Origin of the sequence: Gottfriedia sp. NPDC057948, assembly GCF_042887255.1 — a bacterium.
Classification (GTDB): Bacteria; Bacillota; Bacilli; order Bacillales; family Bacillaceae_G; genus Gottfriedia.
Window position 1 is genome coordinate 80,885 of sequence record NZ_JBHVPN010000005.1, and the last position, 26,291, is coordinate 107,175.

20 protein-coding genes, 1 riboswitch and 2 other annotated features are annotated in these 26,291 nt (G+C 33.7%); of the genes, 4 read left to right on the top strand and 16 right to left on the bottom strand.

Annotated elements, in window-relative coordinates; translation table 11 throughout:
* Positions 1-2: 2 nt before the first annotated feature.
* Positions 3-1,334: an amino acid permease gene (locus ACFVRR_RS10785; RefSeq protein ID WP_387328016.1), complete on the bottom strand. Its 1,332-nt coding sequence runs from the start codon at positions 1,332-1,334 to the stop codon at positions 3-5.
* A gap of 59 nt (positions 1,335-1,393) precedes the next feature.
* Positions 1,394-1,621, bottom strand: a binding site (T-box leader).
* 45 nt (positions 1,622-1,666) lie between these two features.
* Positions 1,667-1,898: a binding site (T-box leader), on the bottom strand.
* A 189-nt stretch (positions 1,899-2,087) separates the two neighbouring features.
* Here ACFVRR_RS10785 and ACFVRR_RS10790 point away from each other — a divergent pair.
* A complete protein-coding gene (locus ACFVRR_RS10790; RefSeq protein ID WP_335487549.1) occupies positions 2,088-2,573 on the top strand; it encodes a GNAT family N-acetyltransferase in 486 nt (161 codons plus the stop codon).
* A gap of 46 nt (positions 2,574-2,619) precedes the next feature.
* Here the strand turns inward: ACFVRR_RS10790 and ACFVRR_RS10795 are convergent, their stop codons facing one another.
* A complete protein-coding gene (locus tag ACFVRR_RS10795) occupies positions 2,620-3,573 on the bottom strand; it encodes a helix-turn-helix transcriptional regulator (RefSeq protein WP_387328018.1) in 954 nt (317 codons plus the stop codon).
* A gap of 89 nt (positions 3,574-3,662) precedes the next feature.
* Here ACFVRR_RS10795 and ACFVRR_RS10800 point away from each other — a divergent pair, with 89 nt between their 5' ends.
* The gene (locus ACFVRR_RS10800; RefSeq protein ID WP_387328020.1) at positions 3,663-4,064 is read left to right on the top strand and encodes an ester cyclase; all 402 of its coding nucleotides are present in this window, start codon (positions 3,663-3,665) and stop codon (positions 4,062-4,064) included.
* A gap of 77 nt (positions 4,065-4,141) precedes the next feature.
* On the opposite strand, the gene ACFVRR_RS10805 is transcribed toward ACFVRR_RS10800, so the two are convergent.
* The 3 genes from ACFVRR_RS10805 to ACFVRR_RS10815 form a co-directional block, all read right to left on the bottom strand.
* Complete coding sequence (locus ACFVRR_RS10805; RefSeq protein ID WP_387328022.1) at positions 4,142-4,663, bottom strand: GNAT family N-acetyltransferase; 522 nt, start codon at positions 4,661-4,663, stop codon at positions 4,142-4,144.
* A 244-nt stretch (positions 4,664-4,907) separates the two neighbouring features.
* A complete protein-coding gene (locus tag ACFVRR_RS10810; RefSeq protein WP_387328025.1) occupies positions 4,908-5,609 on the bottom strand; it encodes a hypothetical protein in 702 nt (233 codons plus the stop codon).
* A gap of 121 nt (positions 5,610-5,730) precedes the next feature.
* Positions 5,731-7,008 (bottom strand): MDR family MFS transporter, encoded by a 1,278-nt coding sequence (locus ACFVRR_RS10815; protein WP_387328027.1) that lies wholly within the window; start codon positions 7,006-7,008, stop codon positions 5,731-5,733.
* 473 nt (positions 7,009-7,481) lie between these two features.
* On the opposite strand from ACFVRR_RS10815, the gene ACFVRR_RS10820 reads away from it, so the two are divergent.
* The gene (locus tag ACFVRR_RS10820; RefSeq protein WP_387328030.1) at positions 7,482-8,060 is read left to right on the top strand and encodes a DUF2087 domain-containing protein; all 579 of its coding nucleotides are present in this window, start codon (positions 7,482-7,484) and stop codon (positions 8,058-8,060) included.
* A 107-nt stretch (positions 8,061-8,167) separates the two neighbouring features.
* Here ACFVRR_RS10820 and ACFVRR_RS10825 read toward each other — a convergent pair whose 3' ends face one another.
* The 4 genes from ACFVRR_RS10825 to ACFVRR_RS10840 all read right to left on the bottom strand — a co-directional run bounded on the left by ACFVRR_RS10825 (position 8,168) and on the right by ACFVRR_RS10840 (position 12,460).
* Positions 8,168-9,010, bottom strand: coding sequence for a 5'-methylthioadenosine/S-adenosylhomocysteine nucleosidase (locus ACFVRR_RS10825; protein WP_387328336.1), 843 nt, complete (start codon positions 9,008-9,010; stop codon positions 8,168-8,170).
* A 182-nt stretch (positions 9,011-9,192) separates the two neighbouring features.
* Positions 9,193-9,296: riboswitch (purine riboswitch) on the bottom strand.
* 167 nt (positions 9,297-9,463) lie between these two features.
* Complete coding sequence (locus tag ACFVRR_RS10830) at positions 9,464-10,426, bottom strand: NAD(P)H-dependent glycerol-3-phosphate dehydrogenase (RefSeq protein WP_387328032.1); 963 nt, start codon at positions 10,424-10,426, stop codon at positions 9,464-9,466.
* 435 nt (positions 10,427-10,861) lie between these two features.
* Entirely contained in the window at positions 10,862-11,845 is a 984-nt protein-coding gene (locus tag ACFVRR_RS10835; RefSeq protein WP_387328034.1) for a ketoacyl-ACP synthase III, read from the bottom strand.
* A 159-nt stretch (positions 11,846-12,004) separates the two neighbouring features.
* Entirely contained in the window at positions 12,005-12,460 is a 456-nt protein-coding gene (locus ACFVRR_RS10840) for a GNAT family N-acetyltransferase (RefSeq protein ID WP_387328036.1), read from the bottom strand.
* A gap of 174 nt (positions 12,461-12,634) precedes the next feature.
* On the opposite strand from ACFVRR_RS10840, the gene ACFVRR_RS10845 reads away from it, so the two are divergent.
* The gene (locus ACFVRR_RS10845) at positions 12,635-13,753 is read left to right on the top strand and encodes a GerAB/ArcD/ProY family transporter (protein ID WP_387328039.1); all 1,119 of its coding nucleotides are present in this window, start codon (positions 12,635-12,637) and stop codon (positions 13,751-13,753) included.
* A gap of 73 nt (positions 13,754-13,826) precedes the next feature.
* On the opposite strand, the gene ACFVRR_RS10850 is transcribed toward ACFVRR_RS10845, so the two are convergent.
* From ACFVRR_RS10850 to ACFVRR_RS10880, 7 genes are all read right to left on the bottom strand, one after another.
* Positions 13,827-17,357 (bottom strand): S8 family serine peptidase, encoded by a 3,531-nt coding sequence (locus ACFVRR_RS10850; protein ID WP_387328042.1) that lies wholly within the window; start codon positions 17,355-17,357, stop codon positions 13,827-13,829.
* A 546-nt stretch (positions 17,358-17,903) separates the two neighbouring features.
* Positions 17,904-18,632, bottom strand: coding sequence for a nucleotidyltransferase domain-containing protein (locus ACFVRR_RS10855; protein WP_387328048.1), 729 nt, complete (start codon positions 18,630-18,632; stop codon positions 17,904-17,906).
* Positions 18,633-18,712: 80 nt separating this feature from the next.
* Positions 18,713-19,204 carry a quercetin 2,3-dioxygenase gene (locus ACFVRR_RS10860; RefSeq protein ID WP_387328051.1) on the bottom strand — a complete coding sequence of 164 codons (492 nt, stop codon included), beginning with the start codon at positions 19,202-19,204 and terminating at the stop codon, positions 18,713-18,715.
* 151 nt (positions 19,205-19,355) lie between these two features.
* Positions 19,356-19,940, bottom strand: coding sequence for an ATP-dependent Clp endopeptidase proteolytic subunit ClpP (gene clpP / locus ACFVRR_RS10865; protein WP_069034684.1), 585 nt, complete (start codon positions 19,938-19,940; stop codon positions 19,356-19,358).
* Between the two features lie 29 nt (positions 19,941-19,969).
* Positions 19,970-20,689 (bottom strand): sigma-70 family RNA polymerase sigma factor, encoded by a 720-nt coding sequence (locus tag ACFVRR_RS10870; protein WP_387328054.1) that lies wholly within the window; start codon positions 20,687-20,689, stop codon positions 19,970-19,972.
* 244 nt (positions 20,690-20,933) lie between these two features.
* Positions 20,934-21,548, bottom strand: coding sequence for a DUF6944 family repetitive protein (locus ACFVRR_RS10875; RefSeq protein WP_387328057.1), 615 nt, complete (start codon positions 21,546-21,548; stop codon positions 20,934-20,936).
* Positions 21,549-21,764: 216 nt separating this feature from the next.
* Positions 21,765-26,057 carry a S8 family serine peptidase gene (locus ACFVRR_RS10880; RefSeq protein WP_387328060.1) on the bottom strand — a complete coding sequence of 1,431 codons (4,293 nt, stop codon included), beginning with the start codon at positions 26,055-26,057 and terminating at the stop codon, positions 21,765-21,767.
* Positions 26,058-26,291 lie beyond the last annotated feature (234 nt).

Genomic DNA, 26,291 nt, shown 5'->3' on the forward strand with positions numbered 1-26,291 from the left:
TTTCAGACTGATTCTGTTTTTTTTCTATTAATAAATGAACATAAAATTAATACAACTAACATTCCTAAACATACGAAAATACTTAACCTGTTTTGTTCACTGAATGCAAAAGCTATACAGCTCACACCTAATGCAATTACTGTAAATGATGTTACGTACGGAAATCCCCATACTTTATAGTGTGGCAGCTTAGTATAAGTTTTACGGAGCTTTAATTGTGCTAAACAAATGCTGATCCATACTAATGATACTGTAAATCCAGGTATCGCCATTAAATAACCGAATACGCGATCTGGAGAAAAATAAGCTACAAAAGTGCCCCCAATTAAAATAATTGCACTTACAATAACCGCATAAACAGGTACACCATTTTTAGAAATTTTTGCAAAAACCTTTGGCGCTTCTCCCTCAGTTGCTAACGAATACATCATACGAGTACAGCCGTAAATACCTGAATTTGCAGCAGATAATACCGCCGTAATTAATACAAAGTTCATAATATGAGCTGAACCTTGAAAACCTACTGTTGATAAAACTTGAACAAATGGACTTTCTTGATTACCAATTTCATTCCATGGAATTAATCCACAAATAATCAGAATTGGAAGCGTGTAGAATAAAACAATTCTCCAAATAACCCCTTTTATAACTTTTGGTATTACTTTTTCAGCATCTTTTGTTTCTGTTAAAGTCAATCCAATTAGTTCTGAACCACCGTAAGAAAAAATGACTATTAATAAAGCAGAAAATACACCTGACCAGCCTTGTGGGAAAAATCCTTTATGCTGAACATAATTTTGTACATAACCACTATGATCACTTGGAATAATTCCAAATAAAATTCCAGCGCCTAACGCGATAAATAAAACAATCATTGTAATTTTAATTCCTGCAAACCAGAATTCTATTTCACCATATCGTTTCACATTCATAAAATTAACGGCCACAATAAAAATTGCACTAATAAAACTTAAAGACCATAACGACATTGAAGGAAACCAATATTGTAGAAAGCTACCGGCTGCGATTACTTCAATAACACAAACAACTAACCACATAAAACAGTACAACCAACCAATTACGAAAGACACTCTTGTACCAAATGCTTTACGAATAAACCCTTTCATATTCAAACCTGGAAACGCAATAGCCATTTCCGCAATCGCACTCATCACAACAAGAAGTAATAATCCAGCAAACAAATATGAAAAAATAACTGCAGGTCCTGCAATCGATACAGTTTCTGATGTTCCTTTAAAAATACCAGTGCCAATTGCTCCACCGAGTGCCATGAAACGGATATGTCTTGGTAGTAAATTTTTTTGTAATTCCATTTTCTATCTCCTCTTTCTAGCTTGTAATTTTATAAAAAAAAATCGCCCCTGCCACTAACGACAGGGACGATTTTCACCGTGGTACCACCCTAATTGCAGAATTAAATCTGCCACTTGTTTTATTTAACGATCGATGACCGTCTTTTTCAAAGCAAATGTCGACCTTTACTTTTAAAAAAGATGCTCCAGGATTGTAATTCATGTTTGTTTATGTACTGATTCACACCATCCACCAGCTCTCTTAAACAGTGAAACAAACATTACTGTATTCCCTTCATTGCATTTTCTATATTCAGTTTTAAACTAATAAAAAAGTCCCTACTGATTGTATCAGTAGGGACGAATTATTCGCGGTACCACCCTAGTTGCAGAAATATTCTGCCTCTTAAGAATTTGATAACGATCAAATTTGACCGTTTTTCCCTCAGTAAAGATTAAACTTTACTTCGAAAAAAATAGCTCTAGGACCGAAATTCATCCTTATCTTTGTACTGATTTCCACCAACCATCAGCTCTCTATTACATTGAGATAAGTACTACTTAAATTCCCTTCATTGCTTAAAACTATATTAATCTATCATTAGTAGCTTGTTTCTTTTTTTAATATGTTTTGTATTATAGGGGTTATTTCATAATTCTGTCAACATCTTTTTATTTCATTTTGTTCAATCACTATACAAAATGCTAGTTTAAATAGATTGTAAGCTGTGAAATTAATATAATATAATTAAGAAAAATGGAGGGAATCAAATCATGCTAAACATACGAAATGTAAGATTGGAAGATTTAACTGAACTGGTAGAAATTGAGCATCTTTGTTTTTCAAAAGAAGAGGCAGCAACAAAACAGGCATTCGAAAAACGCATTAAATTAATTCCCGATAGTTTTTTTGTAGCTGAGGAAAATGGTAAATTAGTTGGTTTAGTAAATGGTCCTGTTATAAATGAGACTTTCATTACAGATGATTTATTTAGCGAAATTAAAAAAAATCCATCTACTGGTGGCCATCAAAGTATCTTAGGCATAGCAGTTGCTCCACAAAACCAAAATAAAGGGATCGCATCAAAATTGCTTTCTCATATCGAAAAAGTTTCAAAAGAAAATAAACGTGATTCAATTACTCTTACATGTAAAGAAAACTTAATTCATTTTTACGAAAACCATGGTTTCATCAATAACGGTATTTCTAGCTCAACACATGGTGGAGTAAAATGGTATAACATGATTAAAAAACTGTAATAAGGCGATAGCTTTATTACAGTTTTTTTGATATTTATATAAGACTTTATGATTCAATTTTATACCACTCCAAAACTTCAGAAAGCTTCTCCCTTATACTTTGGATTAGCTCGGTCGGTTCCTTCACAGACGCATCTTTTCCAATGGCAATGAATATTTGAACTAAAAAAGGTATTTCATTTTGTGTAATCCAATCTTTAATCCACCCAGTTCCGTCCTCCCGGGTCTGTACCTTAAACCTCGGATCAATTATTGTTTCACATCTTTGTACCCCTTCCCTACTAAGCTCCACGTAAAACATAATTAATTTTTCTTCTTTCATACTTTTCAATTTCTTTCCAAGTGGTATTTCCGGCAAATCAAGCGGCTCATTTTCCACTTCATGACTTATCGAAACAATTTTATCGCATCTAAATAATCGATAGTCATGACTAGTAAAACAATATGCAGGACAATACCATAAACCATTGCTCGCATAAATTCCAAGTGGCTGAATTTCTCTAATTGACTTTCCTTTATACGACTCGTATCCAATACTAAGTACATTTTGACGAATTGAGGTCTCTAATAGTATTGGCAGAAATGGGGATTTTGCTTGTTTTGTTGGTATGAAAAAATCAAACCGATTTTTCATTTCATCAATATGATCTTTAACGTCAGTAGGTAAGTAGGCATAAAATTTCTTCAAAGCGGATTTAGATTGCGCTTCAAAAGGAAGTGTGGAAAAGTGTCGTAATGCATGACTAGCAAAAAATATTGAAACTGCTTCTTCTTCTGTAAAAGTAATTGGAGGTAAAACTCTTTCGTTCAGCACCTGATATCCACCGTGAGGACCAACCTCAGAATATAAAGGAACCCCTAATTCACTTAATTCCATTAAATCTCTTAAGATTGTTCTAGTAGAAACGTTAAATTCATAAGCTAATTCCTTAACTGTAAACTTACGCTTCCGATTGACGAGCATCAATAGTTCAATTAATCGTTTTGATTTCGCAGACATATTCTCACCTTATTTTATAACTATGACAGTTTTTGTCACTATTATAATTTATCATATGTGTTAAGCCAAACAATAAGGAGAATCATGCTATGCAATCAATCGAACAGAATAATAAAGAATTAGTAAAAGAGTTTATTGAGGTTTTCTGGAATCAGAACAAACTAGACAGTACCACAAATTATTTATCACTTGATTACAAAGATTACTCTTACGGTTCAACAGAAGGATTAAAACAATTCGCTAACGTAATTTTCACAGGCTTCCCAGATAGCCATTACACGATTGAAGAAATTGTCTCCCAAGGAGAAACTGTTATCACAAGACTGGAATTCACAGGAACAAACTCAGGATTTTTTAGAGGAAATGCCCCAACCGGAAATTCGGTAAATGTATCTTTATTTAGAGAATTCAAAGTAGAAAATGGTAAAATTTTATCTCATCGTGGATTATTTGATACACCCACTCTTATGAGCCAATTAGGGCCAAAATAACATAAAAACTACCAACTATTCTTATTGAATAGTTGGTAGTTTTATTGTGTTTTATTGAATAGTAAAATTAGAGTTTATTACAATTTAGCTAATACTTGATTTACATTTCCCCACTCATAAGTTAGTAATTTCAATTCAGTTCCAGAAAATGTAATCTTATCTGTTTTCAACAACTCAGCACCATAATATTCATAGAAATATCGTGTTTTATTGTCTTCTAAAACCTCGACGAATACCCGATTATACCCCCATTTTTGAAACTGAAGAAACAGCTGTTTCATTAATTGCTTTCCTACTCCTTTACCTTGATATTCCTCAAGAAGATAAATAGATGTTAAGTCACCAGAGTGTTCGACTTGATTCCTCTCTCTTTTTCCACAATCCGCAAAACCTATAATTTCCCCTCCATCAATTTCAGCAACAACTACATAATCCCCCTCTTTTGAAAGATTATGATTCCACAATTTTTCTCTTTGCTCATATGACAACTTCTCTAAAAACTCGTTAGGTATTATATTTCGATAAGTAGTTTTCCAACTATCAACATGAACTTTAGCAATGCCTTTCGCATCTGACATTGTAGCTTTCCTAATAATCAAATCTTCCACCTCGCACCACTCTTTTTAAAATATATATACCTTCATAGTGATGAAAAGTCCTTCAATTTTTCTTGAGTTTTCCTTGTATTGACCTAAAAAGTAGTAATCTCCTAATTAAACTAGCTACTTATAAGAGCATTTCGAGGATTTAATTGTGGGTTTGCCATTTTTAATTGCGATTACTCTTTTTTATTTGCGATTCTTTGTTTTTAACAAAAAAAAGCACCTCAACAGATGCTATTTACTACCTTTTCCGATTATACTTCTCAAAAGTAATCGTCTGAACCTCATATTTCTTTCCATTCCAATCATATAAAAGCTTCAAATTTCCAATTGCTCCTCCACCATCGGTTGAAATCATTACGACAGCATCGGCAACTAGTTTTTTCTTCTCCACCATATAGTCAACTGGTACGTGGGTATATACGCTATCGTCAGAAGACGTATCTTTAAACCCTAACGATTTCAAATTAACTTTATAAGTTTTTTGTTTAGTTGATATCGTTACAATATCCCCTTTTTTCTCCATTTCCACAAGACGTTTAACGGCTTCAGGCACCGATTCAGTTGGAACTTCCTTATATTCTTCGCTTTGGTCATCGTTAGTACTAATTTGCAATAAATGAATCGGATCATTAAAATTATCCAATACGATCATTACTTCATTTTGTTTATCTTTATTTAAATCTTCACTAAACATTTTCGTACCATACTTCCCACTTTTCCATGTTGGGAAGTGATATAAAAAACCTTCATTTCCAATTTGAACATCAAAATTTCGGTATTCTTTCTGATCAATTCGGTCAGCGATTAAATAGATATTTTCCTGCCACACATCACTTGGAATCCCATTCATTACCACTCGTTCAGCTTGTCTCGCACTTACGGAAGAACAAGTAAAAAATGTAAAAGTACTGATTAAAACAACGATTAAACGTCGGTTCATAAAAACACCACCTTTACCATTAAGTTGTCCTAATATGGAAAATATAACCTCAAGCTAAAGGCTATGCCTATTCACCTTCTCCACAAAAAAAAGAGAGCTGCAAAAGGCAACTCCCTGTAACTTAAGAATTTATTCCAGCAGTCTGTCCCTGATCCTGCACTATTTCTCCCTTAATTCTTCTTTCTAATGCAGGAGTAATTCGTACAAATATAAGAATACCGATTACACCTAAACTTGTTAAAAAGAAAGAGGTCGCGAAATTCGATAAGTATGCACTTAGAGAAACGGTTATCGAGCAGATAAACATCGCTAAATTAAATGTTAAACCTGCAACCGCCATATAGGAACTCCTTGTTTCGTCAGCTGGTAAGTTAGCCATATAGTTTTGTTGAACCGGTACTCTTAATACTTCCGCAACTGTTGCGATGAACATTGCTATAAATAATAGCCAAATAGAGTTACTATATGAAATCACTGCATATCCACCAACAAATGCAATACAACTCCAAATTAACGTTTTTCTATCATCCAATTTTCCTACTATTTTAGAAGCGAAAAGTGCCATTACAACTACTAATAACGTATTTTCTGTACGCAGAAAACCATTCATCTCGATTCCACCAAATGTCCAGTTCAATAAATGTTGTGTGTGGAAATCATTTGCTAATCGAATACTTATATAATTTGTTAATTGGAATTCCATTGAAAGTACTAGCAAACCTGCCAGTACATAAAGAATAAAGAGCTTATCTTGAAAAACGTCACGATAATTTGAAATCATTTTTTGAGCATGATGAGCAATCGTCTTTGTTTCCGTCTTTTCAGTAACTAAACTTTCTTCAACAAAGAACGTAATTAAGACCCATGTAACAAGTGAAGCAACTGATAGTGCTAATAATAGTTCAAATAAATATGATTTAAATAAAAATCCTCCAAGCATGCCACCAATCGCAATTGATAAATTGTTCGACCAGTACATGATTGAGTACATAAGCTTTCGTTCCTCTGGCTTACTCACATCTATTAACATTGCCTGGTTAGCTGGCCCTGCTAGTCCCCAACAAATACTATTCAAAGTCATCATAAAGAATGTAATAAGAGGTGATGTAAACCAAGGTGAATTAGAAAGCATCATCGTAATAAACGCAAGTAATCGAAGTGTTTCGGCAAACACAATCGCCTTTTTCCGACCAAACTGATCCGAAAAATATCCCCCAAAAAAGTTCATAATAATGCCTATAAATACATTTACAAGCAAAAGTAATCCTGCTTGTTTTACCCCAAAATGCTTAGATAAATAAATCGCCATAAATGGAAATATCATACTTCCAATTGACGAACTCAAGAACGATTCTAGTAATCGAATTTTAATATTTTTGTGAAACTTTAGTATCCCCACGCTCTATCTACCTCTCTTTATCTATTAAATCCCCTTCGTTTAAACTAGTGCCAAATAAACCCATTATTTGCATGAAAATTCCCCCTTTTTAAACTTTTCACTTAATTAGCATAGCAGTTATTTTCATTTATGCCAATAAGCAAACCTAATACTTTTTCCCTATATAAATGAGAAAATTTGGAATACCTAAAGCAAACTAATTTGACTTGTTTTAAAAAATTGTTGAGTATCATTTTGTAATGCCACAGTTCAGATATGATGGCAGCCTCACTATTTTCACCACATTTCTTTACTTTAGTGCCTTCGAAGTAAAATAGTAAGATTCCTGATCTTTCACATACAGTCCAACAAAATTTCGTATCTAATTTAGTAAAAAATAACTAAATTTACGTATCGTGAGTACTACTTATTGAAAAGAAGTTGCAATTAGACTATCATCTAATTAGATAAGTATGAAAGTAGGTGTATATTAAGTGCAATTAAGTAAAATTGTCGATTTTCATAAAGCTTTAGGTGATCTTACTCGTGTACGCATTATTGCTTTACTCCAGCAAGGTCATTTAAGTGGGCAAGAAATTGCCAGTAAATTAAGTCTTAAACCCTCAACAATTACCCATCATATGTCAAAGCTTAGAGAGGTTGGTCTGATTAAAGAGCGCCGAGATAAAAATACAATCTATTTCTCTCTAAATACAAAAATTTTAGAAATGAATGCGAAAGCAATTTTTACAGTAGGAACAGGAGGAGATTCCAATATGGAAATGTCAGTTACTGATAGTGAACGTTCAAGCATTATCAATAATTTCTTTACTAAGGAAGGCAAACTTAAAATTTATCCTGCTCAGCGAAAGAAAAAGCTTGTAGTTTTAGAGCATATGATTAAAGGTTTAGAATTTGGTAGAGTTTATCAAGAAAAAGAAATCAATGAATATTTGAAGGAATATCATGAAGATTACGCTACTTTGAGACGAGAGCTCATTATGTGTCAATACATGTATCGCGAAAATAATCAGTATGAATTAAATCCAGTTGAATTATGGTGGTTAAAATAATTGGGTAAAAAAGAAGAGAAAAACTAGCATTTAAGTAAAATAAAATCTATTGACAGAATCTAAAAAAAGAAAAAGAGATACTTTAAAATATCTCTTTTTCTAACTAATTATTTACTTGGATTTGTAGAAATATATTTCTTAACTACTTCCATTACATACCCCTGACAAGCATCAGCTGTAGTTGGATCATATTTACCGCCATTTGTTTTATTGTTTGATAATACGCGAATTCCTAAGAAAGCTACATTATATGCTTGAGAGATTTGAGCTGCAGCTGCACCTTCCATTTCTTCTACTGAAGTTCCGTATTTAGTATTGAACCATTTAATGCGATCAACTTCATTGTTCCAAACGTCTGCAGATCCGATTGTACCTTCTACAACCTTACCTTTAGTGTATTTGTTTTTCACAGCATTTGCAGCTGCTAATAAATCTTTATTACCTTCGTAAAAACGTGGTTTTTCAGCATTTGGATCTTCACCTGCACTACCTTCTGAAGCCATTAAGTCCATTGGTTTCCATTGAGTTGCATCAATTCCTTGGTTTTCGTCCTTCGTTTCTGTTTTTAAAGAACCAATATTAGTTGTATTTTTACCTAATACGATATCAAAAACATTTAACTTTGGATCATGACCACCAGATGTCCCTTGGTTAATAATTGCGATTGGTTTATATTTTTCAATTGCAATCGCTGTAGCAGCAGCAGTGTTTTCCATACCTTTACCTGTTTTTGCTACAATAACTGGATAATTATCTAAAGTACCTTTGTAAAATACGAAACTACCTGATTTTTCAATTTTTACATTTTTTAGCTGACTTGCAAACTTTTCAGCCTCAATTGGCATTGGCCCCTCAATAATAATTGGTTTTAGATGTTTAGTTTTTGCTTCTGCAGTGTTCGATTTAGAGTTATAACCTACAGATACTGATATTAATAATGCCGAAATGATACCTAATAAACCGTATTTTTTTAACAATGTCTTTTCCCCCTTGATGATGATCACACTCGATGTTTTAGTCAAAAAAAAATGGTCTAGAAAAAGTAGAACAATCTCTACCTTCTAGACCTACAAAAGTTAAAGTATCGATCAGCAATAAATGCCAACCATCATTATTGGTTACAAAAAACGAAACCAAGTATACTTTAACCCGTAGTCTAGTTCTTTCATTGGGAACCAGGTAGAAACGCTCAGACCATATTACTGAGCATATACGAGTAATGTTTATGAATGATTACACTGCTAATATATCAAACTCGAAATATATTTTCAATACAAAATATGAACTTTTTTTAAAAAACATATAATATTGTTCGTGTTTTACAGCAAAAAATAAGATTTAACTTGTGTAAAACAATGTTTCCATTATCTTTTTCTAAAAAAACTGAAATGAAATTTCAATTTTTAGAATTCGAATTTTATTGGTCTTAAAAATAATTCCTCTAAAGTGTCTTTCGCATTTTTATGTTCATAAATAATTTCAAATAATGCTTTACAAATCGGTAGTTCAACATCATACTGATCAGAAAGTTCCTTTAAAGCTTTAATTGTAGAAATCCCTTCCGCTAATTTATCAAAAGGTTTTCCTTCAACAAATACCTGTCCAAACTTTCGATTATGACTATGCATTGAAAAAAGTGTTGCCTCGTAGTCTCCTAAATGACTTAAACCGTAAATTGTTAAATCATTTCCACCCATTGCTCTTATTAAACGAGAAATTTCTCTTGTGCCTCTAGCCATCAGTGAGCCTTTTAAACTACTATATTTCAATCCATCCAGCATTCCTGCAGCTATTCCCATGACATTTTTTGTTGCAGCTCCAAGTTCATTACCAATTAAATCTTGTCCGTAATAAAATCGTATTAACTCGCTGTTAAATGCTTTAGCAATCTGTTTTGTTACTTCAATATTCTCCGAACCAATAACCATGCAATTTGGTATATTTCTTACAAAATCCTGTACATGGCCAGGTCCTACCCAAACCGCTACATTGCTATATTTCCCAACCTCTTCACAAAAGACTTGTGTAAGCCTTTTTCCAGTAGTAGATTCTATGCCCTTCATACAGAGGATAAAAGTTTTACCTTGTATTTCATTATATTGACTTAAGCGGTTTGCAAATGTTCTTAGCTCTTGGGCGCTTATTGATATAATAATGATTTCTGCAAATGATAATGCACCTTCTAAAGAGCTCGTTAACTCAATTCCATCTGATAGGCTTAAATAGTCATTTTTTCTTGTCTGATTTAAGCCTATGAAATTTCTAGAGCTTTCTCTTCCCCATAAAATTACATCGTGGCCAACTCGATTAGCGTACCAAGCTAAAAAAGTTCCCCATCTACCGCAGCCTAAGACAGATACATTCATACATTGCTCTTCCTTCCAAAATTTATTATCGAGTAACTGGACTAAACAAAAAACAAACAAGAAGTCTAATTAGTTACCTATTAGACTTCTTCGGATTGTTGAAAAATTAGTTTGTCAATTGGCCTCTTAATTAAAGTCGGTTGTTACTGGAGCCTGTTATGAGGAACTAACTTTCTTCATCTTGCTTTTTTACTTCCTCATGAACCTCTTATGAGGAACCATTTTGCTTCTTTTTGCTGTTTTATTTCCTCATGAACCCCTCATGAGGAACCTTTTCTCTTCTTTTTGCATTCTTACTTCCTCATGAACCCCTCATGAGGAACCTTTTCTCTTCTTTTTGCATTCTTACTTCCTCATGAACCTCTCATGAGGAACCTTTTTCTTCTTTATGAATTTTTACTTACTCATAACCCTTCATGAGGAACCTATTGCTATTTACAAAGTCCAATTAATTAGTAATCCTGCATGAGTTAACCCACCACCAAATCCATACAGTAAAACCTTGTCTCCATATTTAAGTTTTCCTTCTTTTACTCCTTTAACTAAAGATAATGGAATCGTGGCTGATGATGTATTTCCGCAATCTACTAGGCTATATAATGTTTTTTCGATTGGAAATTCGCTTCTTTCGCAGATTGATTCAATCATTCTTAAATTTGCACTATGTGGAACAAACCAATCGACTTCATTTAATAAAGTGGATCCATTGTTTAGTACAGCTTGCATTCCTTTTGGTACTGTGGTAACTGCCCATTTGTATACTTCGCGTCCATTTTGAATGATATTATTGTTATTAATTATTTCTTCACCGAACATTTGATTTGATAAATTTGAACAATATAAATGTTTCCCTTTTTCACCTTCTGATCCTAAGTATGAGGAAATGAAGCTAGGTTGTTCTTCATCATATTCTACTAGAGCTGCACCAGCGCCATCACCAAATAAAATGCAAGTAGTGCGATCTTCATAATCGGTTATTTTAGATAAAGTTTCTGCCCCAACTACTAGAATTTTTCGATTTAAACCTGATGTAATTAATCCATTTGCCATATACAAGCCGTAAGTAAAACCTGCGCAAGCAGTATTTAAATCAAATGCCCCAGCATTTTTTATTCCAAGCTTTGCTTGAATAATTGATGCAACACTCGGCGTTTTGAAGTCGGGTGTTAACGTACAAACGATAATCATATCAACATCTTCAACAGACTTATTGTATTTTTCCATCAAGTCTTTTATTGCCTTAAAGCTTAAGTCGCTTGTATATTCATTTCCATTTGCAATTCTTCTCTCTTTTATGCCAGTTCGTTTTACAATCCATTCATCATTTGTTTCAACTATTTTTTCTAAATCCTTATTTGTTAATACTTTTTCTGGTACATATGAACCTATTGCAGTGATACGTGCTTTCGAATTTTGCATTCTGGTCACCTCAGTCATATTTTTTTATATCTTTTTCATATTATATCACCAGATATTAATACTAGGTACTAATTTTATTTTAATATTTTTTCATTCTTTTAATTTATGGGGGATTAAATTAAATAAAGTTGCTAAAACAGCAACTTTACTAAAAAAATATTACAATTCTAGTGTCATAAAAACACTATTAGTGTCATCTTTATAATCAGCAAAAGGCTTACAATACTTGAATCCAAAGCGTTCATATAGTTTTTTTGCTGGATCGAATGCTTCCATAGAACCTGTTTCCAAACTTATTCTCTTATAGCCTCTACTTTTCGCCTCTTCGATGATGTGCTTTAGCATGCGCCTTGCCACACCTTTTCTTAAATGAGCTGAAGAAGTTCTCATTGATTTTACTTCCCCATGTAATGGGTCAAGTTCTTTTAGCGCTCCACATCCAACTAATTCATTTTGTTCCCATACACTCCAAAACGTAATTTCTGATTTCTTTAATCCTTCAAGATTTAAAGCATGTATGCTTTCAAGTGGAGAATGTTGTGTCATACCTTGTAGGTGCTCACTAATTAAATTAGCAACTTCAGTCCCAGTTAAATCATCAACCTTAATATCCACGAAATGACCACCTCATTCCTTTTTTATGATTGCTATTATTATACTAAATTTGGATAAACTTCTAGCTAGTTTTTTAGTCAAAAAAATTAACTTAATAACTCTTAAATAAAATAGAATTTTATGGAAAAAATAATCATCTAGAAGAAAAATTAGAAGTCAAAAGAAGGAATTCAAATGAATCGTAAATTAAATATAAGTGGTTTTCAATTCTTTTGTATGATTTTTATGTTTGGGGTCGGTGCTTCTCCACCAGTTGAAATTTTTGCAAGAGCTAAACAAGATGGATGGATTAGTTTATTGATCGGACTCATTTCAGCTTGTATTGTCTTTGCTGTGTATATTAAGTTATATTCAATATTTCCTGAACTTCCCTTAACAAAATATATTCAAATTATTTTAGGGAAATATGTAGGGAAAATTTTTGCATTAATCTATATCTTATATTTTCTTTATATTGCTGCACGTGTTTTACGTGATTTTGAGGATTTATTAACAATTACACTTTATAATGCTTCTTCTCTAATTTCAATTGGGCTAATTATGATGTTATTAATCATGTATGCAATGTCTAAAGGACTAGAAACATTCGCTCGTTCATGTGAATTTATTTTTATCATGATCATGTTTCTTGTTGTTATCTTTATAGGATTTGAAATCATTTCAAAATTAATAAAGATTGATAATTTAAGACCCGTTTTAGAAAACGGATGGACGCCAGTATTAAAGGCTTTCCCAATCTCTTTAACCATTCCTTTTGGTGAAATCCTTACATTTACAATGATTATGCCACATTTACCTAAACAAAATTTAGCAATAAAAGTAGGAATACCAGCCTTATTATTTTCGGGACTGATCTTAACTTTATTTGCAGTTTTAAATACAGCAATATTAGGAGCTTCCGTTATTGAAAGAACAACCTACCCACTTCTAACTTCAGTTAGCTATATTAATATTGCCGACTTCATCCAAAGATTGGATACTTTCATTGTTGTAATTGCTGTATGCAATGCCTTTGTAAAACTTACAATTTACTTTTATTGTGCTGTATCTGGGGCTGCAGATTTATTTAATGTAAAGAAAAGTGAAAAGCTAGTCTATCCTATCGGCATTATTACTGTTCTTACTTCTTTATGGGTAGCTTCTAGTTTTCTTGAGCATCATTTAGAAGGAATCCATTTAGTGCCGTATTTACTTCACATACCACTTCAAATCATTATTCCGGTTAGTTTATTACTAGTTCTCCTAATCCAAGGGAAACTAAAAAGTAATAAAGAAGACTTGAATTACAATTAACGAAAATTAAAAACAAAAAAACAAAAGGCTTCAGTTTTCAACTGAGCCTTTGTTGTATTTTTGTAATTTAGTATTATTGAACAACCGTTATCGTTTTAGGTGTTGTTGTTACTTTAAAACCATCTTTCGTGACAACATCTACTGTTACTGTATATGTGCCACTTGGAAGATCTTTTTCTGGAGCCCATTGTGTACTAAAAGTATGCTCATTTTCGAATGTAGATGAATCTACAAGATTTCCTTTAGCATCTTTAATATTAATCGTCCAGTCTACTCTGCTATAACCATATAGAGAAATTCTCGCAGGCTTAATTGCGCTTACACCAGTAGATGGAGAAATACCCCAAGTTACCATCGCCATACTTTGTTTATTATAACTTTGGTCTCCCCATGTTGTCCAAGCATTGTTTCCTGCATAATCACAAGATCGGATTACCATACCTTTTGGTTCTGTATTAACCGTTAGTTTCGTTACGCCTGGTTTTAGTTCATAAAATGTTCCATTTACATAAACATCAACATAGTTGAAGTCAGTTGCATTATCAGTCGCATTAAATGTAATATCATATTTACCGTTGTTTGGTGTTACTTTAATATCAGAAATTTTTGGTGCAACTGAATCTACGATCATTGGCATTTTTACTGTTTGTGGTCTAGCGTTTGGATATGCTAAAGTTGTTTTAATTACGTAATAATAAGTACCGTCTGGAACAAAGTTTCCGTCTACGTCTTTCATATCCCATTGATATAAATTAACATTATAATCGCCATTAAACATAATGTTTTTATTAAATTTCCAAGGCTCACCAGTTCCAGTATACTCACTGAAGTCACCTAAGTATCTGAGTTGTTTTCCAGCAGAATCTTCAATAGAGACCTCAGCTTTATCTAAGTTACGTAAAACCGACATTCCTCCAAAGATACCTTTATCAATAGCGTTTGGCGAGAAAGCAATATGGTTCATATTAAAGCCTACTCCATTGTATCCTAATGGTGCGCCGCCCTCTGTATTATCATTCCAAAGTGCTGTATGACCTGCAAATGAATCTTTTTCCCAAGCTGGAGCATCAATGTTTCGTGGCTCATCCCATTTTCCATAGAAGCCCATATAAGGCATAGTTAGTGGTACAGCTTTATCTTGATTTTTTGCTACTGGTACAAGACGTACATAACCTTCTACAAAACCATTTTTCTTTAATGAATCTGGTAATGATATATTAACTGTTAACATTTTTGATTGACCAGGTTTGATTTTTAATGTAGATCCGATTTTATCTGTTACGATATTATCATTTACAGTGATTTTTGCTCCTTTAATTTGTTCACTTGATAAAGTTAAATAATCTTTTGAATCTAATTGGCCATCATGATCAAAATCAAATTGCTTTGTTTCTGTCTTATCTTTTAATAAATCAACATATACATTGTATTCAATATCTGCACTATTATTTTTCCCTTTAGGTGCATCAAAAGCATCTACGTTTAATTTAAAGCTTGTATTTTGTCCGATTTCTTTTAATGCTACTGAACCAGCCTGTTCTAAAGGAGCGTTTCGATTTGTTACAACAACTGGTGTATTAATAGCATTTTGAATTTGCATTAAACCGGACCCTTGGATTCTTGGTGAATATGGTACTTCACTATTTGTTCTTGGATCCATAATGACTTTAGATGTATTCATTAATGCAACTTTCGCTTTTAAAACTGTATCTTCTGAGTGTTTTAATCCCTTTTCATAAAGTGACTGTAATACTAATGTTGAACCACCTGCAACATGTGGTGTAGCCATTGATGTACCGCTCATCACTTGGTAACCATTTCCAGGAACTGTTGAATAAATATTTCCACCCGGAGCTGACATTTCTGGTTTAAAGTCTAATGTAGGTGTTGTACCCATTGATGAGAAATAAGACATTGTGTCTTTACTTGGATTATCTACCCAATAATCGCCGATATTTTTCATACTTAAATATTGACCAGTAGGCATTTGACTCATTTTATCTAATAATGCTTGACCGATCGATTTACTTGTTTCAGCTGTTGGTGTTGCTGTTGGTGTTACTGGTTGCGATGCAAAATCTGGTTGATTAGTAGGAGGAATCATAATAATTGCCTTTGCTCCTGCAGCTTTTGCATTGAATTGAATACTTGAAACAGTACTATATGAATTTAATAGTTTAACTACCGCAATGTAATTTGTTTTGCCCTTTGGAAAATCAGTAGCTTTTTTACCTTCATTTACATATACCAAATCATAGTTTGTATTTGGTAATAAATTCTTAGATACTTCAAAATTATATGTTGGCCCATAACTATGGTCTTTAAATGGTACCGCTAGACTTCCATCCGAAATTGCATTCATATGAATTTTAGTATTTTCATAGGAAGCAACTGAAATTGCAAATGGACTGACTCCAGGTGATCCAACTGTTCCAATATCAGGATTTTCTGCAAATGGTTTTACTGTTGCTGGCGTTAGGAAAGCTTCTGAACTGAATGCTGAATTTCCAGCAGCAACTACAACTAGTGTACCTTGTTCTGTCGCGTTTCTGATTGCTTTTTGGATTGGATCATAACTTTCGTCTACATAACCTGCATCGCTACCTAAACTCATGTTAATTACATCTGCGCCCATTGTAACAGCATGCTCGATTCCTGCGATAATATCATCCTCTGCAGCCCCACCGCCATTATCAGAAAATACTTTTTCTGCTAAAAGTTGAACTCCAGGTGCAATACCAGCTACTCCGCCATTTGCATCATCACCATTTGCTCCTATTGTTCCTGAAACGTGAGTACCATGAGGGCTACCCTTTGGTCCAGGAATAACATTTGTATCGTTGTCTGCCCAGTCAAATCCAGACGGTACTTTATCTGAATACCAAGTTTCATTTACATCTGTTGTTCCTGCAAACTGATCGAATTTATCTTTAGTCCATTTTTCTTTCGCTTTAGCTGCATCTGATAGTGTCATATCTTTATGTTTCCAATCAATACCAGAATCTACAACTCCTACTAATAAGCCTTCCCCTTTATAACCGTATTGCTCCCATACCTTTTGAGCTTGTACTAATTCTTTACTTGCTGCCATCGTTTCGTGGAATGTTCTAGCAACTGAAACATGCTTAACGCCAGGAATCGACTGGATATCTTTTAAATTTTTATATTCTGTTTCAATACTGAAACCATTAAAACCTTCAAAGTAGCGGTGCTTCACTTTAAAATCTGCATTTGATTTAGAATTTTTTTCTTTTGAAATTTCATCAATTACATTGTCTTGCTTTTCTTTAAACATTGCTTTTTTATGCTCAGGTGTCGCTTGCTCGCTATTAGCTGGCTCGTCTACCTGAACAATTAAATGCACTTCATCATCTGGTTTAAACGTGTTTGTAACTTCTTGATTGTTGTTTTCTTTATACATTGAATTTTCTTGAGATAAATCTAAATTATTCTTAGTAAAGGCTCCTTGTTCAACCATTCCTTCAGTTGAGTCAGTTGGAGGTGTAACGTTATCATTGTCCGCAAAAGCTAATGATGTAAAAAGTAATGATACTAAAGCAGTTGTAGACATAACTTTAAACGCTTTAAATTTTCCGTTTTTCATAACAACACTCCTACAATTTTATTCTGTATTTGCTTAAATCCACCTTGGATCTATAGAGTAATAGTTAAATATAATGACAAACTTAAGTTTATCTATTCACCTGGTTTTCGTGGCTGTTAATTAAATACATTTAAATCATACATCTGACATAAATAAACGTGTATTGGGGGAATTCTACTTTGTTGATTAACAATTTTTTTATAAAATTCTTACAAAACAATGTCAAATATATATAGAAAAATGTTATATCATGAAAAAAAACATATTTTTTTGTCGGATTTTCTATTTTTTGGTAAAAAAAAATATATTGAAAATTGGGTAAATTCAAACAAAACAAGGTGTTTTTTATCTGAAATTCTATATCCTTGACGAAAAGACAGGAAAAATGTCCTATCTAATCGCAAGGTAAATATCTAAAAATTATGTATTTTGCCGAACGTTTTGTTATTTTATTGGAAAATTTTAATATTCCGGAGCATAATCCTTTCTAAAATACAAAAAGAGCCAAAAAGATGACTCCTTTCCTTTAACAAACTTATGCTTAAATTAAAAATCTACATTTTTTCCTAAAGAAAAACCTTCAAATAATCGTCCTCCAAATGGTTGCAAAACTTCATCAACTATTTCGATTATACGTTTCTTTTCCCCAGTCTTATAAAACACATCAAAAGCTTCTACAAAACATTCTGCAAAGTCTTCGTTATTTTGTTTTAATGAACGTATAATCCATTTCGAAGAACCAATCCATTTACGATTTGTTCTTAAAACAAATTCACTTACTAGTTCAGCTAATGTATTTGCGATAAATAATTCTTCCACTCTTTTAGAAGAACCTATAAAATCCTTTAGTGTATCTGTGATAAAATATCGCTTTATCCTAATTGTTTCCTCTGACCATTTTTTTGGACCTTTATCTAATAAATCATTTGCTTCTTTTTTTATCACTTCAATTACTCCTTCATCCTTTAAGATGATTCCTTCTGAAACCATCCTTGGCAGTGAAGGTCTAGCTCTCTCATAATCACTTTCAAAAAAATGTTTATAAGATGTTAAGTTGTGCACAAAAACTTCTATATCCCAATCATATTCTTTTAATGACTCTCTATATGAAGAACTAAGGCTTTTCTCAAAAATAACGATATCTAAATCAGATGTTTCTGTTGCCTCGTTGCGGACTACGCTACCTGCTAATAATGCTCCCAGACAGCTTGGAAAATATTTATTTACAAAGTGGTGTGCTACTTCAATTGGATTTAGCTTATTTAAGTAATTCATGATCGTATCCTCTTTTCCTAAGAAAACCATTTAATTAAGAATACATGAGATTCCAAGGAGAACATAGTCTTCAATTAAATTTATAAATGAGGGTAAGAAATTTTATATTTTTTTGATATCTCAATCAACTTTTGAATTTTCTCAGTTGAGGGAGGTCCTTCAGGCTTTATGAATCCCTTTTGAAATGGTACAGATAGTTCTTTTACAAATTGGTCAAAACCTGATGGATAAGCAGTAACAATGAACTGTGTTTCTTCAGAGTGAACTTTAAATGTATGAGGAACTCCACGAGGAGCAAATACATAATCTCCTGCCTTTGCCAAAATTTTATGATTACCAACAAAAAAAGTGATTTCCCCTTCTAATACATAAAAAGTTTCATCTTCTAATTCATGTACATGAAGAGGGGGGCCACCATCTTTCTTACCGTTGCAATGTAAGACGCAAAAAGCTCCGTTTGTCTCTTCCCCGCTTACTAAGATGGAAGTAAAGTCATTCAAAAAGAAGTAAGTATTCTCCTCTGTTATACCTCGGTGCATAAAGCCAGCTATACTCTTTTGTTCGAATGTCATTTTTAACCCCCTCTACTTAGACATAAGTAGGTTGATTTTGAACTTTTAACGTACTAATTAATGCTATTCATAAAAATTTATCGTATTACCGAAATTCGTCTAAATGCAAAAAAAGGCTAGCATCGCTAACCTTTTTCATTAGATAGTTTTTTTAATTATTAGGATACAGAATCTCATCAATTATTCCATATTCTTTCGCTTCTTCTGCACTCATAAAATAATCTCGATCTGTATCCTTAGCAACCTTTTCGACTGACTGTCCTGTTCGGTCAGAAATTATTTGGTTAATATGCTCACGTAATTTTAAGATTCGGCGAGCAGATATTTCGATTTCTGTTGCCTGGCCTCTTGCCCCACCTAATGGTTGATGAATCATGATTTCACTGTTCGGAAGAGCAAAACGTTTACCCTTTGTTCCCGCCAACAATAGCATCGCACCAAAGGATGCTGCCATTCCTGTACAAATCGTTCTAACATCAGGCTTGATATACTGCATTGTGTCATAAATGGCAAATCCAGCTGAAGTCGATCCACCAGGGCTATTAATATAAAGTGAAATTTCTTTATCAGGTGCATCTGCCGCTAAAAATAATAATTGTGCAACTACACTATTTGCTACATGGTCATTTATTTCATCACCGATAATAATGATCCGATCTTTTAACAAACGGGAATAAATATCATATGAACGTTCGCCACGATTTGATTGTTCAATTACATAAGGAACAGTTGTCATTTAAAATCCTCCTTAAAAGCGATAATTGGCTATGCAGCCATACAGAGAGTGCTTGAAGGAGATTGAGTTCGAGTTGACTCGAAATTACGGAATACCATTTTAGGACTTTCAACAATACGCTCTAAGGAAGGAATCGCTTGAATTAATACCGTAGGATCTTGCGCTTCTAAAGCGATATGAAAAATTTCTTCAAGCTTCTCGCGTTCTTCCTCATTCCAAAAATCTTCAACAGAAAAGGATTCCCCTTCACTGTTCGTTTTATCTAAACGCTTTTTCGCTCGATGCAGGCTAGATTTTATGGCTATTTCTGTTGTTCCTAAGATATCTGCAATTTCCTTAGATTTAAATTGAAATGCCTCTTTTAGAAAAAAGATAATTGCTTGTTTTGGAGTAAAATGTTTTAGTAAGAGTTCCACACTAGTGATTTTATGATCAACTGGATGATTAGCTGCAAATTGGGAAAGCTCAAAATCAGGAATTGCTGTTTCTTCTTTTCTTTTTCTTAAAGTATCGATCCAATGATTGTAAGCTATTTTATTTAATAAAGCCGAGTTCATTTTTTCATTCGTATAGTATTTTATTGCTTTTAAAAAAGCTTCCTGAGCGATATCGTCACCGTCCCATTCATTTTGGGCTAGAAAACGACAATAGCGTTGCAGTTTAGGATAGTACTCCTTCCAATAGAATTCATCAGACTTTTTATCCGGATTTCCCTTTTCGACACTGTGTAGACTAAGCTTACTAGACATTCATGTTCACTCCTTTATAAACACTCTCTAACCTATAAACGTTCAATCAGTATAAAAAGATACGGGTCAAAAAGATTTTTTATTTAATTTATGTAATTTATATAAAAACTCTTCTATAAATATCCTTAGTTTGCTACTTTTAATGCATTTTAACATAATTACGGAAATCTCTAGAAACAAAATAGCGGGAATACTTTCTCCCCGCTTTTAGTCTATATTTAAATTCGTCATGCTCTCTTCCCACTTAAGTGGCCTCTTCTACTTCTTTTATTGCTCCAATCACTGAAATAACAGAACCAATTGCTTGGATCCAGCTTCCCGTCGCTACTATTGTTTCGGATTCTGATTGGCCATTACTTTTTCTAAGATAGCCTTCATAAAAGCCAATATTTTTTTGTTTATTTTCTTCTTTAAGTTCAAATAGTGCCTCTGACCATCCAAATGCTTGTAAGGTGTTTCCTATAATTTGTGTTATGCTTCCTACAATACTTTCGGATTGACCAGGAAATGGTTCAAGCTCTATCGCTTCTCCAACATTAACGCCTAACCCTAAAGCTTGTAACAAGTTACCTGCAATGAATAATTTGTAGGATGCTTCTTTTGGAATGTCAAATACAAGTCCTGAGGTAACAGTAATATTCCCACTTGCTGTAGTTTCTTTTCCAACTGCTCTAAGTACTGTCCCCTCTGCTTCAGCATCAATACCATTTCCTGTAGCCTGCAAAACGTTTCCGATTAGAGATAAGTCATCTCGAACACTACTTTTTATATAATTGGACGGCGTAGAACCAATTGCAGCTATAATTGTTCCAATTGATACAATCACAGAGCCCACTATTGCTTTTGATTCGCCTCCCATATAAACCACCAACCCGATAAAAAAGCCTTTATCGTAGTATTATGAATGAAGGATTGATTATGTGCCTAATAATAAAAAATAAGTTTCACATAAAAAAACTCTTTTTAATTAGTGGCTAAATGCTTAATTAATTTAAAACTCTCCTTTCTAAAAGGGAATAAAAAAATCGGTAACAACTATTGTCGTTACCGATATTACTATAAAACTATTATTCAATTACTCTAATCCAAGGTCCGTTAAAACATCATCTAAAGTTTCACCTTTATATTTCTTAACAGGTTTACCAGCATTGTCATCCCATGGGTTTTGCATTAAGTTGTTATTAATTACGTACTGCATATCTTTCTCATCAACTACACCATCATAGTTGATATCTGCATCACGTTTATTTGTACCCCAATATGTTTGGATATATAGAGCATCCTTCACATCAATTACATTATCTTTATTAACATCTCCACCAGGGATATAACTATAATCAACTGGTTTAGATCCTGCAGTAACTTTACCGTCTTCTTTAATACCAACTGTAAAGTCCTTCTTGAATGTGAAATGTCCTGGTACGTCAATTGACAATGTAAATGGCTCATCTGTAATCGGTAGTCTAGTATTAAAAGCATTTGGTCCGATATTACTATATCCTAAAGGATCAGATACTCCATACTCTTTTCCATCGGAATCTTTCACACTAATTTTTGTTCCCGCTTTATTATAATCAATATTTTTCGCAAGAATTTCTCCAGCAGTGCCAATTCCAGAAACTAATCCTTCTGCCAGAACCGCTCCTCTCATAAGGGAATAAGTAGGAGTAATATAGAAATACGGTTGAATACCTTGCGTTGTTACTGTACTATTATCTACATTTGTATAAACTGCTTTAAAGAATCTAGTTGCACCTGCAGGATCTTCAAACTGCATTGGACCTTTGTAATATTTGTCTTTTGCTTTAAACGTTAGGTCTACTAAAGAAGTATCTCCAGTAATTCCCGTAGTCGCAAGATCACCAAGCGCTGTTGCTGTGATCGTCATTTTATTGTATGAACTGTTAAAGGATGTAGTTGTATATTGAACATCTAAGTTTCCATTATAAGTTCCATGCGGCTTAACATTCACAACATCTAGGAACTGAACTGGATATAAGAATGAGTATTCAGCTTTTTTCACTTTCGTTGCGATGTTTTTTGTTGAGAACGTAACTGTAGTTGAATCTCCCATGTTGATTCTTTGTTGTTCGGCAATTGCTGTAGAATAAGCAGTACCTTTTTTCACAAAGTATACGTCTTTAAAACTTCCATAATTTTCTACAGTTGATTTATCTCTGTCATAGAAATCATACTCTGTAATTGGTAACGATATTGGGCCAGCTGTAGCTAATGGAATCGTCGAATTAAAGTTTCCGTTTTGGTCTACAGGAATATTAATTTCATTCGAATTATTTGGATTGTAATAATACATTTTATTTTCGCCTTGTGAAGCATCAATACCTGCTGCTTGCATTTCAGCTATGTCTTTATCAAATGCAGCACCTGTTACTGTAACTGTTTTGTCAGTTGCATTAGCAGTTTCAACGATTTGACCTGCCTCGTAGTTCATTGTAACCTTTGGCTCTTTTACTCCATAATAAACTGGAGCGTCATTAGTAAAGGTTACACCTTTATCATTTGTACCAACCATTCGTATTTTCCATAATCCTGGGTCAATTTCCTTATAATCAAATGTAATTGGGCTATCCGGGTTTCCTGTTAATGGATAATATTGACCATTGTTTAATACACCTCGGAAATAATACTGTATTCCCTCATCTGCACCCATTCCATCCGCTGTGCCTAAGTAACCGATTTCTTCGTTTGTTTTTGGATCGACAAGGAAGAAATCAAACGTACGCATGTGAGATTTTAATTTAAAGTCCACGCCAATTGACCACTTTGTTGCATTGCTTCCTGCTTCATACGGTAAAGTGAAAGCAGCTGGATCTCCTTTCACATAATCAATTCCTTCATCAACTGTATGAATGGCAAACGGTACTTTATACGTTTCATCAGGGTTCTTTTGATTTGTGTACACTACATACCCTTCATAAGTACCCAGTTTAGCACTCTTAGGAACGTTGATTGTTGCATCCATATTCGCACTGCTATATCGTTTTACTTTTATAGATGATTTAACATCTAATGTAACTCCATTCGCAGTAGCATCTTGGTCTGCTCTAGAGTCATTTGTAAAACGTGCATCCAATGTTTGGAATTGAACTTTTACATCAAATGTTTTATCTTCAGAGCCTTTATTAAATAAAGTCATTGAACGAGAATCTGATAGATCCTTACCATCAACAGCTTGTTCGCCAAAGCTTAAAGCTCCAGTAATGTTTTTAATTGTTTTAATTCCTTTACTTGCAAGAGTAGCACTACCCGCATCTTTAGCATCACTGCTTAATGTTTTCGTCTTGTCTTTCACTTGAATTTCTGTCCCAGCATGAACAGCTTTGTAAGGATTTACTAGACCTGCACCAACTTCATATACACTATATTTATCATTTAATGGATCTGCTGTATTCATAAGTGTCGCCTTAATATCTGCAGGCGTCATATCTGGGTGAGCTTGTTTTAATAATGCTGCAACACCTGATACATTCGGTGTTGCCATCGATGTGCCAGACAAACGTTCATACGCATATTGATAATCAGTTAATGGATTACCATTATCATCTTTATGCATAAAAGAAGGTACAGTTGAGAATACAGACACTCCTGGTGCTGTTACTTCTGGTTTAATATCGTATAACACACGAGAAGGACCTCTTGAACTAAAGTTAGCTAATTTATTACCTGTCGTCACAGTTTGGCTCATATTGCCAAATGTAAAATCGACTGTCTTTCCTTTATTTGCTTCATTTGAAGGAATTTTAATTTGTATATTCGTACCTTGTACGCTGCCTATTAAAAATGTTGGAATATATCCATATACGTTTCCTAAAAATACATCTTGTAATGAATCTCCAGATGTATTCACTAATACAACAGCAATTGCTCCGTGAGATTTCGCTCGTTTAGCAATCTCTTCAATACCTAAGCTACCGCGTTGTGCAATGACAATTTTTCCTTTAACGTCGATTGGAATTGTATAGTTACCGTTTGAATCTCTTTTAAAGTATGCAGTTTCAGCCCCGGTTGCAACATTTACCATTTGATACGTTTTTCCTTGGAAATCCGCAATATTATCAGAAAGTCCTTGTGCTGCAACTTTCAGATTAGCTGGTAAATCACCAGTTGATGATTTCACTGTTGCTGAATAGCTTGGAATCGTATTCGCAGTATCACTTGCTCCAACTGTAATTGCCAAAGGTGAATTCCCTGGAGTACCTAATGTATACATTTTATTTCCTGAGTTTCCTGCTGCAACAACTGCTGTTGCTCCAGAAAGTACCGCATTATTAACCGCTATTGCTGTTGGATATAATGGATCGTTGTAGTTTGCTCCAAGTGACATACTAATGATATCCATTCCGTCTGAAACTGCTTTGTCAATTCCAGCTAAAATTGCTGAAGTTTGACCAGATCCATATGGACCAAGAACACGATAAGCGTATATATCAGCGTCTGGGGCAACTCCTGTTACTGAGTAGTCTGCATTATTCTTACCTTGTCCAGCAATAATCCCAGCTACATGCGTTCCATGCTCAGTATAATAAGCTTCACCATTAGATTCAGGTTGACCAGATTTCTTCCAATCCGCATACGTTGTTTCCATGGGGGCATTGTCATTATCAACGAAATCGTATCCGCCTTTAAAAGCACCTTTTAAATCTGGGTGATTATAATCAATACCAGTATCAATAATACCAACTTTTACACCTTTTCCTGTGAAGCCTTCTGCATGAAGCTTTTCAACACCAGGGAATGTTACCATCGTATGAGTTGAAGATTGTTGTTCAGTAGCCCCTAGTTCTTTAGTAGTTGGATCATCTAGCTGAACTTGTAAATCACTCCATACAGCTTGTACTGCACTTGATTTAAGCAATGATTTTACTTTATTAGCTGGGAGTGTCATTGAAACCCCATTAAAAGCTTTTTTGTAAGAACGCTTAATATTATAAGGATTTTTCTTTTCTTTTAACTCTTTACTAAAAATCGTTTTTAAATCTGATTGGAATGTGTCATGTGAAGCGTCTACTTTCGCTTGTGCATCTGCTTTTGATAGCGTTGTTCCATCAGCTTCTGCAACCATAACTGCTGTATTTGCTGGCTTGTCTTTAAATTCAACAATTACAGAAGTTGACTTTTCACTTGTTAAATCCAAATCAGGAGATACTTGAAGTCCTTCTTTGTCACTAACTTTTAATTGTTTAATCGCCTCACGTTGTGCTGGTGTAAGAGCCGATAAAACTTGTTCAACTTTTGACGTTGATTGTGCATGTACGCTGTGTTGAATAGAAATTGGATTAAATACGCTAGTTACAAGACCAGTTGTTACTGCTAGGGTCGTAACATTTTTTTTGATTCTCTTTTTCATTTCCCCCATCTTCCTCTCTCTTTTGATAGTTTTATTATAATGAGATTTGACAGAATTTTAGATTTCATAAATTTTATCAAATAAAAGTTTTTTTATAATTCGAACATTTTCTTCAAAAAAAGATAGGGAAACAAAAATAAAACTAGAAATCCTGTCGATTTTTATCGCAAGTGATTTTCTTTCCTATTACAATATCCTAATAATCAATCTAAAAAAACGGACCAGCTCTAAACT